This window comes from Fusobacterium sp. JB019 (genome assembly GCA_030673965.1).
Taxonomy (GTDB): Bacteria; Fusobacteriota; Fusobacteriia; order Fusobacteriales; family Fusobacteriaceae; genus Fusobacterium_B.
On record JAUTCN010000022.1, the window covers coordinates 74,894 to 90,807 of the forward strand.

The 15,914-nt window shown below is 25.3% G+C and carries 11 protein-coding genes; 10 read left to right on the top strand and 1 reads right to left on the bottom strand.

The window, feature by feature from the left end; translation table 11 throughout:
- Nucleotide 1 precedes the first annotated feature (1 nt).
- The gene (locus tag Q7K47_10620) at nt 2-907 is read left to right on the top strand and encodes an ATPase (GenBank protein MDP0507644.1); all 906 of its coding nucleotides are present in this window, start codon (nt 2-4) and stop codon (nt 905-907) included.
- Nucleotides 908-918: 11 nt separating this feature from the next.
- Here the strand turns inward: Q7K47_10620 and Q7K47_10625 are convergent, their stop codons facing one another.
- The gene (locus Q7K47_10625) at nt 919-2,313 is read right to left on the bottom strand and encodes a PLP-dependent aminotransferase family protein (GenBank protein MDP0507645.1); all 1,395 of its coding nucleotides are present in this window, start codon (nt 2,311-2,313) and stop codon (nt 919-921) included.
- Nucleotides 2,314-2,476: 163 nt separating this feature from the next.
- Between Q7K47_10625 and Q7K47_10630 the strand changes: the two genes are divergently transcribed.
- The 9 genes from Q7K47_10630 (at nt 2,477) to mutS (ending at nt 15,908) form a co-directional block, all read left to right on the top strand.
- On the top strand, nt 2,477-3,625 hold the full coding sequence (locus tag Q7K47_10630) for an iron-containing alcohol dehydrogenase (protein ID MDP0507646.1): 1,149 nt from the start codon (nt 2,477-2,479) through the stop codon (nt 3,623-3,625).
- Nucleotides 3,626-3,638: 13 nt separating this feature from the next.
- Nucleotides 3,639-4,304, top strand: a complete 666-nt coding sequence (locus Q7K47_10635; protein ID MDP0507647.1) for an L-fuculose-phosphate aldolase — start codon at nt 3,639-3,641, stop codon at nt 4,302-4,304.
- 49 nt (nt 4,305-4,353) lie between these two features.
- A complete protein-coding gene (locus Q7K47_10640; GenBank protein MDP0507648.1) occupies nt 4,354-5,646 on the top strand; it encodes a Na+/H+ antiporter NhaC family protein in 1,293 nt (430 codons plus the stop codon).
- A gap of 23 nt (nt 5,647-5,669) precedes the next feature.
- Nucleotides 5,670-6,719 (top strand): S-methyl-5-thioribose-1-phosphate isomerase, encoded by a 1,050-nt coding sequence (locus Q7K47_10645; GenBank protein ID MDP0507649.1) that lies wholly within the window; start codon nt 5,670-5,672, stop codon nt 6,717-6,719.
- Nucleotides 6,720-6,740: 21 nt separating this feature from the next.
- On the top strand, nt 6,741-7,925 hold the full coding sequence (mtnK, locus tag Q7K47_10650; protein MDP0507650.1) for an S-methyl-5-thioribose kinase: 1,185 nt from the start codon (nt 6,741-6,743) through the stop codon (nt 7,923-7,925).
- Between the two features lie 92 nt (nt 7,926-8,017).
- A complete protein-coding gene (gene sbcD, locus Q7K47_10655) occupies nt 8,018-9,166 on the top strand; it encodes an exonuclease subunit SbcD (protein MDP0507651.1) in 1,149 nt (382 codons plus the stop codon).
- Nucleotides 9,166-12,195: an AAA family ATPase gene (locus tag Q7K47_10660; protein MDP0507652.1), complete on the top strand. Its 3,030-nt coding sequence runs from the start codon at nt 9,166-9,168 to the stop codon at nt 12,193-12,195. The genes sbcD and Q7K47_10660 overlap by 1 nt, the downstream gene beginning before the upstream one ends.
- 151 nt (nt 12,196-12,346) lie before the next feature.
- Entirely contained in the window at nt 12,347-13,294 is a 948-nt protein-coding gene (gene dusB / locus Q7K47_10665) for a tRNA dihydrouridine synthase DusB (protein MDP0507653.1), read from the top strand.
- A complete protein-coding gene (gene mutS, locus Q7K47_10670) occupies nt 13,287-15,908 on the top strand; it encodes a DNA mismatch repair protein MutS (GenBank protein MDP0507654.1) in 2,622 nt (873 codons plus the stop codon). Before dusB ends, mutS begins: the two co-directional genes overlap by 8 nt.
- The last annotated feature ends 6 nt before the right edge of the window (nt 15,909-15,914 follow it).

Below are 15,914 nucleotides of genomic sequence, written 5' to 3' on the forward strand. Positions count from 1 at the left end.
TATGTTTAAAGATATTTCTTCCAATGAGGAAGCTAAAATATTTTTAAAAAATGAGTTGAAAAATAAAAAAAAGAGTGGAACATATATATTTTATGGAGAGGATAGGGAGCTTATTTTTAAATTTGCTCTCTCTTTTTCCAAAGGTTTAACTTGTAAAAATTATGAGGATGATTTTTGTGATGAATGTGAAAGCTGTAAAAGAATGAACTCTTTAACTCATGGAGATTTAGAAATATTTGAAGATATAAAGATAGAAGATGTAAGAAAAATTTCATATAGAGCTTCAACTTCTTCTTATGAAGGAGGAAATAGAATTTTTATTTTAAAAGATTTAGATAGATTAAATAAAGAATCCTCTAATGCTTTACTTAAGTTAATAGAAGAGCCTAGGGATGGAGATTATTTCATATTGCTTATGAAAAATTTAAATTTAATTTCAACAATAAAATCTAGATCAATAATTTTAAAAATAAAAAATAGAACTTTTGATGAATTAGAAGTAACTGAAGAAATATATAAATTTTTCAGAGGAAATGGACACGATATATTAAATTATAAGAAAGAAAATTTAGATTTAAAAAAAGCATATATATATTCTGATATTCAAAAGGTTATTGAAAGTTATATAGAGAATAAAGATATAGAAAGTAAAATGAATATTTATAAAGCATTGATAGATTTTTATAAAAATAAAGAATATATAGGAAAAGCAGAACAACTTAAATTTGCAGAGGATATAGCTAATTCTTGTGGAAAAGAAAGGATAATAGCTATGGAGATATGTAATTATATGAGTTATTTTATAAAAGATTATAATAAATTAGAAAAGTTACTAAAAATTAAAAATTGTATAAAAAGTAACGTTAATTTAAGGGTATTATTTAGAGTGTTTATTTTAGAAATATAAAACTTAGAGATTTATATATCTCTAAGTTTTTTTTTGCTTAAAATATTTTTAATTATATTAATACCAGTATGTATTTTTTCTAAATCTGTTGAAATAAAACAAATTCTAAATTTTGAATTTTTTCTTCTATCCTGATAAAAAATATAACCAGGTAAAATTAAAACTCCTTTAATTTTGCAAAGAGTATAGAACAACTCTTCATCTATTTCAGTTTTTAGTTGAAGCCAAATAAAGAAACCACCATATGGGACATGCATTATTTTAAGATAAGGAATTTTTTTTAATAAATATAGAGCATAATTATGCCTTGTTTCTAATTTTTTCTTATATTTTTTTATAAAAGTATTCATATGGTTATTTCTAATAAATAATTCTATTATTTTTTGAGAAATATTAGAAGGAGAAGCTTCTAAACTAACAATTTCTAAAGAAATTTTTTCTTTAAAAATCGTAGGAACTATTAATAAAGCAACTTGTAATTCATTTGAAATAATTTTAGAGAAATCTTTAATATAAAAAACTCGTTCATTTCCGATTTTATCTAAACTTTTAAAAGTTATAGGTTTATTTATATTGTAAAAGAAATCAGATAAATTATCTTCTTCTATAATGTAAAAGTCATGTTTATTAGCAAGATTTAAAAGATGTAGTTTTTTTTCTACAGACCATGAAATCCCAGAAGGATTTTGAAAGTTAGGAGCTTCATAAACAAAATCTATTTTATATTGATTAAGAATATTTTCAAAATCATGAAAATCCCAACCGTCATCTAAAAGATGCACACCATGGATATTTGCGAATGGTTCTAATAAGGTTATTGTGTTATAATGTGTAGGATCAGAAACAGCAATATTTAATTTTTTATCATGATAAAAAGATCGCATTATAATTTCTAAGCATTGTTGAGTTCTGGAAATTGAAAAAATATTATCTTTATGAACAAAAATATTATCACTTTCTATCCATTCAGATATAAAATTTATAAAACTTGGAAGTCCTTGTATGTATTTAAAATCATTTAAAACAAAATCTTCAGAAGAAAAAATTTCTTTTAAAAGTTTTTGATAGAGAAATTTATTAAAAAAAGAACTATCTATTTCAGATTTAGAAAAATCAATAGTTTTATTTGTTTTTATTTCAGTTTTTTTATAATTTTTTAAAATAGTTTTAATCTTTTTGTTATTTTTAAATTTAGTGTTATTTTTTATATATATTCCCTTAGAAGGAATTATATTGATATAACCATTTATTTCTAAAAGTTCAAGACTTTTAGAGATTGTTCTTGAACTCACTAAATATTCTTTAGTGAGAGCTCTAGTGGAAGGGAGTTTATTATCAGTAAAGTGATTTTTTAATATTTTTTCTTTTAAATCATTATAAATTTTTAAATATAAGAATTGTTTCATAAAATCACCTCTTCAAAATTGTTATAAATATTTTAACATATAGAAAAGTGATGTACAACAGTTTATCTAATTATTGTTTACAAGAGATTAAAAATATAGTATATATATTAATATAAAAGTTAATGTTTTAAAAATAAACATAGTTTTACGAAAAGGAGAGAAAATGGAAAATTTTAATTTTATAAGTCCAACTAAAATAGTATTTGGAAAAGATAGTCATTTGGATGTAGGAAAATTAGTAGGGGAATATTCAAAAAAAATATTACTACATTATGAAGGAGATGGTTCTTTAATAAAAAAATTAGGAATTTATGAAAAAGTTTTAAATTCACTAAAAAAAGAAAATATAGAAATTATAGAGTTAGGGGGAGTAGTACCAAATCCTAGGTTATCTCTTGTAAATGAGGGAATTAAAATCTGTAAAGAAGAAAAAATAGAATTTATTCTTGCTATAGGTGGGGGAAGTGTAATTGATTCTTCAAAAGCAATAGCTTTAGGGACAGTTTATGATGGAAATGTTTGGGATTTTTTTACAGGAAAGAATACTCCTAAAAGTTCTTTAGGTGTAGGAGTTGTATTAACTATTCCAGGATCTGGATCAGAAATGTCAGAAAGTTCAATAATTACAGATGAATTAAATGAACTTAAATGTGTTTGCGATACAGAAAAGAATTTTCCTAAATTTTCAATATTAGATCCAGAAGTTTGTTTTTCAATTCCAGATTCTTTAATGGGAGCAGGAGTTGCAGATATATTATCGCATTTAATGGAAAGATATTTTAGTCAAAGTATCCATACAGAATTAAGCGATAGTTTAATGGAAGCAGCTATGAGGACAGTTATAAAATTTGGACCTAAAATAATGAAAAACAGAAAAGATTATAATAATTGCGCTCAAATAATGTGGGCAGCAACTGTGGCTCATAATGGAATGATAGCTTGTGGAAGAGTTGCTGATTGGTCATCTCATAGAATAGAACATGAAATAAGTGGAATTTATGATATAACTCATGGAGCAGGAATGGCAATTATTTTTCCAACTTGGATAGATTATGTGAAAGATGATAATATAGAAGTTATGAATAGATTTTCAAAAGAAGTTTTCGGTGTAAATACAATTTCTGAGGGAATTAAAGAATTGAAGAAATTTTTTAAAGAATTAGGATTAAAAGAGAAGTTGTCAGATTTCAATATAACAAATGAAAAATTTGAATTGATGGCAGAGAAAGCTTTAGCTGGAAGTGAAACATTAGGTAGATTTAAAAAATTATCGAAAGAAGATTTAATTAAAATAATGGAAATTTCTAAATAAGAAAGAGGGTAATATGTTATTAGAAAAAGAGAGAATAGAATTAATGAATTATGGTAAAAGAATGATTACAGAAGGTTTAACTAAAGGAACAGGAGGAAATCTTAGTATATGTAATAGAGAAAAAAACTTAATGGCAGTTACTCCTAGTGGGGTTGGTTATTTAGAAATTGTTCCTGAAGATATTGTTATACTAGATGTTGATACAGGAGATATAGTAGAGGGAGATAGAGTTCCATCAAGTGAATCAGATATGCATAGAATTTTTTATAAATATAGAAAAGATATCAATGCAATGGTACATACCCATTCTAAATATTCAGCAGGACTTTCTTGTACAGGAAATAAATTGCCTGCAATTCATTATTTATTAGCAGTGGCAGGAGTAGATGTACCTTGTGCAAAATATGCAACTTATGGAACTGTAAAATTAGCTAAAACTGCTTATGAAGCAATGAAGGATACCAAGGCAGTTTTATTAAGTAATCATGGATTGTTAACAGGAGGAAAAAATTTAGGAGAAGCTTATAATATAGCTGAAAATGTTGAATTTTGTTGTGAACTTTATTTTATTTCAAAAGTTATGGGAAAACCATTTATATTAGAAGAAAAAGAAATGAAAAATGTGATAGAAAGATTTAAAGACTATGGAGAAAGAATAGAAGAGCATGAAAAAATATAGGTAATTAAAGAAGTTAATATGTATATATATAAAAATAAAGGAGGGGTTTATGGAGAAGAAAGGAAATATAAGAGGGTTGTTGCCGTTGATGGTGTTTATTATTTTATATGCAGGAGCAGGTTTATTTTTAGGAGATTTTAGTAAAATGCCACTCTTAGTAGCTTTTGTTATTACATCAGGAGTTGCAATAACTTTAAATAATAAAGATAATCCAATATCTTTAAATGATAGAATAGATATATTTTGTAAAGGAGCAGGGGATCCTACATTAATTTTAATGGTTGTTATCTTTATATTAGCAGGTGCATTTTATTCAGTTGCAAATGCAATGGGAGCTGTTAATTCAACAGTAAATTTAGGATTATCATTATTGCCAGCTAAGATGTTATTACCAGGATTATTTTTAGTTGGTTGTGCTTTAAGTTTTTCAATGGGAACATCAATGGGAACAGTGAGTGCTTTAACTCCAGTTGCAGTTGGAATAGCTACAGAAACAGGGATAGCATTACCTTTAGTTTGTGGAGTAGTAGTAGGTGGAGCCATGTTTGGAGATAATTTATCTTTTATTTCAGATACAACAATAGCTGCTACAAGAACACAAGAAGTTGAGATGAGAGATAAATTTAGAGTTAACTTTTCAATAGTTTTACCAGCGGTTTTAATTAATTTAGTATTAATATCAATGGCTGGTGGAAGTGGAGTTGTTGGAAAAGCATATGAATATAATTTAATAAATATAATTCCTTATATTTCAATAATAATATTGGCTCTTATTGGATTAAATGTAATTTATACTTTAGGGACAGGAATATTAGTAGGAGTAGCAATAGGGATAATGAATGGAAGTTTTACTTTTGTAGAAACTTTTGGAGTGTTACAAAGAGGAATGGGTTGGATGGAAGATATTTCAATGATAGCTATATTAGTAGGTGGAGTAGTGGCAACAATGCATCATTTTGGTGGTATTGATTGGTTATTAGAAAACTTAACATCTAGAATAAAAAGTAAAAAAGGTGCAGAATTTGGAATTGCAGGACTAGTAAGTTTACTAGATTTAGCAACAACAAATAATACTGTAGCGATTATTACTGCAGGTCCTTTAGCAAGAGATATAGCAGACGAATTTGGTGTAGATCGTAGAAGAGTAGCAGGACTTTTAGATTTATTTGCCTCAGCATTTCAAGGGTTAATGCCTTATGCAGGTCAATTATTAATGGCAGCAGGAATGGCTAAAATATCTCCAGCATCTATTGTACCTTATTCATGGTATTCTATGTTAATGTTAGTTATGGGATGTATAGCAATAATGATTAATAAGCCTAATTTAAAAAAAGTAAAATAATATAAAGAAAAGAGGAAAAATAAATGGATAGAAAGGATAAAGATTTAGCATTTATGTTGAGATATGAAAATATAGCTTGGTATGAAGATGGAAAGGTAAAGATACTAGATAGAAGAATTTATCCAAAAGAAATTAAATTTGTAGAATGTATTGATTATAAAGAAGTAAAACAAGCTATTACAGATATGGTGACTCAAAGTGCGGGACCATATACTGCTGCAGGAATGGGAATGGCTTTAGCAGCTTACCAATGTAAAAAAATGAAGTTAGAAGAGCAAATTAATTATTTAAAAAATGCTTCAGAAGTAATATCTCATGCTCGCCCAACTACAGTCAACAGAATGAAAATGATAACAAGTTCTTGTGCTGAAGTTGGTATTGAAGCTTTAAAAAAAGGGAATTCTGCAATAGAAGCAATATTTCAAAGAACGATAGATTCTCTAGAGAGAAGATATGGGAGAATGTCAGAAGTAGCAGTTAATTTAGTTAATTTATTTCCTAAAAAAGGGAAAATTATGACACAGTGTTTTGGAGAAACAATTGTAGGATGTATGGGAAGAGAAATAAAAAGACAGAATAAAGAAATTGAATTTTATTGTCCTGAAACAAGACCTTATTTGCAGGGAGCTCGTTTAACTGCAAGTGTTTTAAAAAATCAAGGATTTAAAGTGACAGTTATAACAGATAATATGCCAGCTTGGACAATTAAAGAAAAGAAAATAGATGTTTTTACTTCAGCAGCAGACACCATTTGTATGGATGGAAATATAGTTAATAAGGTAGGGACTATGCAAATCGCAATTTGTGCAAAACACTTTGGAATACCATATTTTGTAACAGGAATTCCAGATGAAGGGAAATATTTAGAAAATATTGTAATTGAGGAAAGAGATTCAAAAGAAGTTATTAGCTGCAATGGAATAAGAAATACATTAGAGGGTGTAGAAGGATATTATCCAGCATTTGACATTACTCCTCCAGAATTTGTGAGCGCAGTAGTTACAGATCAAGGAATCTATTCTCCTTATAATTTGAAAGAATATTTCAAAACAGAAGTAGAACAATATTATTAAAAGAAAGAAGGTAAAGTTAATATGGAAAAATATAAAGAACATTTTCGATTATCTGTTGCTGACGCAATAAACTACACTAAAGATTTTAATATATTTGATAAGAATTCTAAATTAAAAGGCGAAGAAATTGGAGATGGAAATATAAACTATATTTTTAGAATAATAGATGAAACTAATAATAAATCAGTTGTCTTAAAGCAAGCTGACAAATTTTTAAGATCATCAGGAAGACCTTTAGATTTAGCTAGAAGCAAAATAGAGGCAGAAATATTAAGAATAGAAGGTCAATATTCAGAAAAATCAGTACCAAAAATATACCGTTATGATGATATTATGTGTGTTATTGTTATGGAAGATATATCAGAATTTAAAAATTTAAGAAAAGAATTGTTGGAAGAAAAAATATTTCCTAATTTTTCAGATGAAATAAGTAGTTTTTTAGTAGATACATTACTTCCTACAACAGATTTAGTTATGGATTCTGCAGAAAAAAAAGATAAGGTTCAAACTTTTATTAATAAAGAATTATGTGATATTTCAGAATGTCTTGTTTTTACAGAACCTTATGATGATTATAAAAAAAGAAATATAATATTAAAAGAAAATGAAACTTTGGTTAAAGAAAAATTATATGATGATAAGGAATTACATTTAGAAGTATCTAAATTAAAAAATAATTTTATGAATAATGCACAAGCCTTGATTCATGGTGATTTACATTCAGGTTCAATCTTTATAAATGAAAGAGGAATAAAAGTAATTGATCCGGAATTTGCCTTCTATGGACCTATGGGGTATGATATAGGAAATGTAATAGGAAATTTATATTTTCCCTTGATAAATAAAAAATATTTGATGAAAGCTAGTGAAGATAAAGAGAAATTCATTAAATGGTTATCAACTTCTATAGAAGAAATTTATGATATGTTTATTTATAAATTTAAAAACAAATATAAAGAATTAGTAAAAAAACCTCTTTATCATGAAGAAAATTTTATGGATTGGTATTTATCAGAAGTACTAGCTGATTCATTAGGATCTGCAGGTCTTGAAATAATCAGGAGAGTAGTGGGAGATACAAAAGTTATTGAAATAGAAGGAATAGAAAATATTGAAAAAAGAATTTTAGTTGAAAGAGAATTGCTTGAAATAGGAATTAGATTTATAAAAGAAAGATACAAGATAAAAAAAGGAAATCAGTTATAAAAAAAGGGATGCATATGCATCCTTTTTTTCTTGTTTTGATATCTAATAGAGGTTATAATTAAAAGGAAAGAAAGTATAACTAGGAGGTAAAAATGAGAATATTACATACTTCAGATTGGCATTTTGGGAAGAAATTAGAAGGAATGAAAAGAATAGAAGAACAAGAAAAATTTATAAATAACTTAAAGAATATAGTACAGGGAGAAGAACCAGATTTAATACTTATAGCAGGAGATATTTTTGATACTCCCAATCCTTCAGCAGAAGCAGAAACTTTATTTTTTGAATCATTAAAAAAGATATCTTTAAATGGCAAAATTGGAGTTATAATAATACCAGGAAATCACGATAATGGAGAAAGATTATCAGCAGCAAAATCTTTAGTTAAAGATATTGGAGTAATAATTTATAAGAAGCCTTATGAAATAAAAAAATTAGGAAAGTATGGCAATATGGAAATTGTAGAGTCTTATGAGGGAGGTATTCTTTTAAAAATAAATAAAGAAAAATTATTTTTATATTCTTTACCTTATCCTAGTGAAACAGCTTTAAATGAAATTTTTGAAGAAGGTAAATATTCTGAAAGAATAGGAGAAATATTAAGAGAGGGAATAAAGAATAATAAAACAAATACCCCTACTGTTATAATGGGACATTTATTTGTAACAAAAGAAGATAAAGATATTGAACTAGGGGGATCTATGGCTGTTAAAGTTAGTGATTTACCAGATGTAGATTATATAGCTCTAGGACATATTCATAAACCAATGAAGTTTAATTCTAAGAGAGCCTGTTATTCAGGATCTCCAATAGAATATAGATCTACAGAAAATAGTTTTTTGAAAAAAGTGTTTATAGTGGAAATAAAAGGAAATCTTAACACTGATATTAAAGAGATTATATTAGAAAATTATAAACCAATAAGAGAATATACTTCAAATTCTATAGAGGAAGCTATTGAAGTTTCTGAAAAATTAAAAGACAGAGATGAGTGGATTTATTTAACAATAAAAACTAAAACTCATTTAAAATCAAGTGAAATAAGAAAAATAAAAGAGAATAAAAATATAGTTGAGATAATTCCTGTTTTATTAGGAGAAAAAAGTTATAGTGAAGAGATCGATTATTCAGAAATTAATATAAAAGAAGCTTTTTTAGAATTCTATAAAAATAAAGATGGGATTTCTCCATCTAAAGAAATAGTAAATCTTTTTGAAAAACTAGTTGGAGATGATGAATAATGAGACCAATAAGATTAGAGATAGAGGGGCTACAAAGTTTTAAAGAAAGACAAATAATAGATTTTGAAAAATTATCAGAATACGGACTGTTTGGAATTTTTGGGGAAACAGGAAGTGGTAAATCAACTATACTAGATGGAATGATTCTTGCTTTATTTGATGAAATTCCAAGAAATAGAATAGATGGAAATAAAAGTAGTCTTTTAAATTCTATAAACGAGAGATCTAGTAAGATGGAAGTATATTATTCTTTTGCTTTGGGAGAAGATATATATGAAATTAAAAGAAATTATAAAAGGGGAAAATCAAAGGGGCAAGAAGTAATAAATTCAAAAGATGCAATATTAATAAAAAATGGAAATATATTAGCAAACAAAAAAACAGAAGTAAAGAATATATTAAATAAAGAATTTGGTTTAGATGTTGATGATTTTTCTAGAACTGTTGTTTTACCTCAAGGAAAATTTAATGAATTTTTAAAATTAAGAGGAAAAGAAAAAATAAAAATGTTAGAAAAAATATTTGCGTTAGAGAAATATGGAGAAAAGTTAGAAATAAAAATTTCTAAAGAAAAAAGACATTGGTATATGGAAAGTGAAAAATATAGAAATCAAATTATTGGGAAGGGAGAAATAGATCTAGAAGAAATAAAAAAATTAGAAACTAACTTCAAAGAAAAACAAGAATTTTTAAAAAGTTCTTTAAAAGAAAAGGAAACATTTGATAAAGAATATAATGAAGAAAAAAAATTAAGAGAATTATTGGATGAAAAAAATAAACTAAATATAGTTAAAGAAGGACTTTTAAAAGAAGAAAAAGTTATAACTAATTTTAAGGATATTTTAAAAAGAAATAATTTAGGAAAAGAATTAAAAATAGAAATAGAAAGTTTGTCATTATTGACAAAAAAATTAGAAGAAAAAAAAGAATATAATTTGAAATTAAATAAAGATAAATTAAGTGAAGAAAACAATATAGAAGATTTAAAAGAAAAACAAAATAAAATAATATTACAAAAAGAAAAATATATAAAAGAAAAAGAAAATATTGTGTTTAATGTTGAAGAATTAAGAAAAATTAATAATTTATATGGAGAAAAAAGCAAATTATTAATAAAAAAAGATCAAGAAAAAAATATAGTAAATAATCTATCAATGAAAGAGATTGAAAAAAAAGAAAATATTATTAATAAAGAAAAAAATCAAAAAGATTTAGACATAAAGAAAAAAGAAAAAGAAGAATTTAAAAAAATAGATAAAAATATACTAATTGAAAAAGAAAAAATAATAAAAGAACAAATAGAATTTATTAGATTAGCTAAACAAGAAAAAAAAGAAAAAGAAATTAAAGAGGAATTATTAGAAAAATTAAAAAAAGAAAAAGAAGAAACAATAAAGAAAAAAATGAATTATTTAAAAAAAATAAAAGAAAAAAATGAGGAATTGAAAAAAAGTTTTGCCTACAAATTATATAAAGAATTAAAGGATGGAGAAGCTTGTCCTGTCTGTGGCTCTACTAATCATAAAAAAATGGATATAGATGATTTAAAGAGTAGTGATATAGAAAAAGAATTAGAATTGTTACTTAAGGAAAAGGATAAAGTTTTAGGAGAAGAAGGAAGATTAATAGAGAGAATAAATAAAATAGAAGAAGAATTAAATATCTTTAAAATTAAATATAAAAATTTAGATATGGAATTAGATGAAAAAAATATAAAAGAGGCACTAGAGTTATTAAATAGAGAAAATATTCAAATGGAAAAAGAAGAAGAAGAATTCATGGAGTTAAATACAGTTATAATAAAAAAAGAATCAGAAAAAAATCTTTTATTAAGAGATGAAAAAAGGATAAAAAAAGAATTAGATAATTTAAATGAAGAGTATCTAATGTTAACAAAAGAAATTAAAATTAAAGAATCAGAAATTTTAAATGAGTACGAAGATTTATCTAAAGAATCTATAGATTTCTTAGAAGAAAAAAAGAAAAAACTAGAGGAAAATCAAGATAGGATTTATAAATTACAAAATAGTATTGAAATTATAGACAAAAAAGTATTAGAAAATTATGATATTTTAAAAGAAAAAATTAAAAATCAAGAAAAAATAAACCAGTTATTAATAAAAGAAGAAACAGAATTAAATCTTATTATTGAGGATATACATATAAAAAGTACTAAACTAAATGAAAATATAGAGAATTCTGTATTTAAAAATAAAGAAGAAATAGAAAAAAGTATATTAAATGATGAAAAATATAAAGAAATTGAAAATGAAATAAATTATTATGAAAAAAATTTTTTAAGAATAATAACCTTATTAGAAGAAACAGAAAAATCAATAGCAGGTAGAAATCAAAGTATTGAAAAATGGGAAAATTTAGAATTAAAAAATAAAGAATTAAAAGATAAAAATGAGTTATTAAAAATAGAGATTTCAACTTTGGAGAAAGATATTAAAGGAAAACATAAACTTTTAAAAGAACTAGAAGAAATAATTAAATTAAAAAATAACGCTGAAAAACAATATGAAATAGCAGAAGAACTTGGTAAAAAATTAAAAGGAAGAGCTTTTGTAGAATTTTTATCTGTGAAAAAACTAAAAAGTATTGTTTATCAGGCTTCTCAGAGATTAAAAAGAATAACAAATGGAAGATATCAGCTTATCTCTGATGAAGAATGTGATTTTTTTGTTATAGATTATTTTAACGAAGGGTCTCAAAGAAGATGTTCTACTTTATCAGGCGGAGAAACCTTTATAGTTTCTTTATGCCTTGCTTTGGCTCTTTCAAATCAAATGCAACTTAAAGGGAAAGTACAACTTGAGTTTTTTTTCTTAGATGAAGGTTTTGGAACATTGGATGAAAAATTATTAGATAAAGTTATTGAGTCTTTAGAGAATATAAACAGTGAAGAAAGATTAAAGGTAGGAATAATTACTCATTTAGAGGAATTAAAAGTAAGAATAATAAGAAGTTTAGAAGTTAGTCCAGCAGTTCCTGGAATAAAAGGAAGTGAGGTAAAAATTATCTAAAAATTACTTTATTAAAATTTATTTTTTTATTTAGAAAAGCCTTGTATATAATTGAAAAATAGTAAGAAATATGGTAAAATTTTGTATTGTGGATAATTGTGTAAAATAACTTTTATAAGTTATTAAAAGAAGAAAAAGAGGATGTGAATTAATGAAAATATTTATTGCTCCAATGGCAGGAGTAACAGATTATACATTTAGATCTATTTTAAGTGAATTTAACCCAGATATGATTTTTACAGAAATGGTTAGTGTTAATGCTATAGATGCTTTAAATGATAAAACTTTAAATAAACTTTTAAGATTAAGAGAGGGAGAATCAGTTCAAATTTTTGGAAATGATGTTGAAAAAGTTATTAAAAGTGTTAAATATTTAGAAAGTAAAGGGGTAAAACATATAGATTTAAATGCAGGATGTCCTATGGCAAAGATAGTGAAAAATGGATATGGATCAGCTTTAGTTGCAAATCCTGAAAAAATAAAAGAAATTTTACAGGCTATGAAAGATAATTTAAAGAAAGAAACAACTATTTCTGTTAAAATAAGAGTAGGATATAAAGGAATTAGTGAATATATAAAAATTGCTAAAATAGCAGAAGAAATAGGATGTACTCATATAACAGTTCACGGAAGAACTAGAGAACAAATGTATACGGGTAAAGCTGATTGGTCAAAAATAAAAGAAATTAAGGAAGCTGTTAATATTCCAGTTATAGGAAACGGGGATATATTTACTACAGAAGATGCTATAGAAAGAATAAATTATTCAAAAGTTGATGGAGTTATGTTAGCTAGGGGAATTTGTGGAAATCCATGGCTAATTAGAGAAATAAGAGAAATGTTAGAATTTGGTGAAGTTAAAAATAAAGTAACTCCAGAAGAAAAAATAAATATGGCTATTAAACATATAAAAATGGCGCAAGAAGATAATCAAGGAAATAGAAAATTTATTTTTGAAATGAGGAAGCATATTTGTTGGTATTTGAAAGGAATAAGAGGTTCTTCAGATGCCAAAAATAGAATAAATAAAGAAGAAAATTATTTAGAAGTAATAAGAATTTTAGAAGAATTAAGAAGGGAGCAAAAGATAAATGATTAAAGAGACTCCTCTTATGAAACAATATAATGAAATAAAAAAGCAGTATAATGACAGTATACTGCTTTTTCGTCTTGGAGATTTTTATGAAATGTTTTATGAAGATGCTAAAATAGCATCAAAAGAGTTAGGAATAACATTAACAAGACGTAATAAAAAAATGGATGTTCCTCTAGCAGGAGTTCCATATCATTCTGTAGCCTCATATATTTCAAAATTAGTAAGTAAAGGTTATAGTGTAGCTATTTGTGAACAAACAGAAGATCCTAAAGATGCAAAAGGGATTGTAAAAAGAGAAGTTGTAAGAGTAATAACTCCAGGAACAATAATTGATACAGAATATTTAGATGAGAAAACTAATAACTATTTAATGTGTGTAATTTTAAAAAATGAAAAAGCAGCAATTTCTTATGTTGATATAATGACTGGAGAATTTAAAGTTTCTGAATTTCAGGGAGAAAATTTAATATATAGAGTGTTAGGAGAAGTTAATAAAATATCTCCAAAAGAATTGATAACTGATGAAAAAAGTTATGATGAATTAAAAGATAATCTTGAAAGTTATAGGATGCTGGAAAATATAAAGATTAATAAAACTTTACCAGTAAGAAACTCAAAAAAATATTTATTAGATTATTTTAAAATTAAATCTTTAGATAGTTTTGGAATAAAGGGAAAGGATGAAATTATATCAGTTTCTGGAATGATATTAAAATATGTAAATGATTTACAAAAAGGAAAAGAATTGCCTTTTACGAATATTTTATGTGTAAATTCAGAAAATGTAATGGAATTAAATTTAACTACTCAAAAAAACTTAGATATAATTTCTAATTATAAAGGAGAAACTTCGAATGGAACGTTACTTTGGATATTGGATTATTGTAAAAGTTCTATGGGAAGTAGATTATTAAAGAAAATAGTAAAAAATCCATTACTTAATATAAAAAAAATAAAGCAAAGACAAGAAGATATAGGATTTTTTATTGATGAAGTTTTATTAAGAGAAGAAATAAGAGAACAATTAAAAAATATTTATGATATAGAAAGAATTATAGGGAAATTAATACTTGAAACTGTTAATGGTAGGGATTTAATAGCGTTGAAACAATCTATCTTAAGTAGTTTAGAGTTATATAAATTGTTGAATGATAGTAAAATTCTAGATATAAAGTTAGAAAAATTAATAGATATATATAATTTAGTAGAAGAGTCTATAGTTGAAGAGCCTCCTTTTTCAATAAGAGAAGGGGGGATAATAAAAGCAGGATATAATAAAGAGTTAGATGAATTGAGAGATATTTCTAATAATGGGAAAGATTATATTTTAAAAATAGAAGCTTCAGAAAGAGAAAAAACAGGAATAAAAGGGTTAAAAATAAAATATAATAAAGTATTTGGGTATTTTTTAGAAGTAACAAAAGCTAATATAGCTTTAGTTCCAGAATACTATATAAGAAAGCAAACTTTAACAAATGCAGAAAGATATATCATCCCAGAATTAAAAGAGTATGAGGAAAAAGTTTTAAATGCTAAAAATAAAATAGAAAGTTTAGAATATTATTTATTTAAAGAAATAACAAGTAGTATAAAAAAATATAAAGAGGAATTACAAGATTTAAGTTTTAAATTAGCATATCTAGATGTTACAACAAATTTAGCTCATGTTGCAATAAAGAATTCATATGTGAAACCTGAAATTAGTGAAGATAAAAATTTAGAAATAATAGGAGGAAGACATCCTATTGTTGAGAAATTAATTCCTGCAGGAGAATTTGTTAAAAACAAAGTTCTTATGAACAAAAATAAAAACTTAATAATTTTAACCGGACCAAATATGTCAGGAAAATCAACTTATATGAAACAAGTTGCTTTAATAATAATAATGGCCCATATAGGATCATATGTGCCTGCTGATTATGCAAAAATAGGATTGGTAGATAAAATTTTTACAAGAATTGGGGCAAGTGACGATTTAATGACAGGGCAATCAACGTTTATGTTGGAGATGAGCGAAGTAGCAAATATTTTAAATAGTGCTACAAACAAATCGTTTATTATTTTAGATGAAATAGGAAGAGGAACTTCTACTTTTGATGGAATTTCCATTGCGACAGCTATAACAGAGTATATTCATGATAAAATAAAGGCTAAAACAATATTTGCAACTCATTATCATGAATTGACTCAATTAGAAGAAAGATTAGAAAATGCAGAAAACTATAGGATAGAAGTATCAGAAGATAAAGATGAAATAAAATTTTTAAGAGAGATTGTAAAAGGTGGAGCAGATAAATCTTACGGTATTGAAGTTGCCAGATTAGCAGGATTACCTAAAGAGATACTTAAAAATTCTAAAAAGATATTATCGGTTTTAGAAAAAAGAAAAAATATTGTAGAAAGAAAATTAGGAGAAGAACAGATGATATTGTTTGGAACTAATTTGAATACAAATATGGAACTAGAAAAAAAGGAAGAGAAAAAAGTATTAGAAGTTAGTGAAATATCCAAAGAAGAAGAATTAGCTTTAAGGTTGGTAAAGGAAGTGGATATAAATAATTTAACTCCAATGGAAGCATTGCTTAAATTTAATGAGCTCAAAAAAATATTGAGCTAGGAGGAA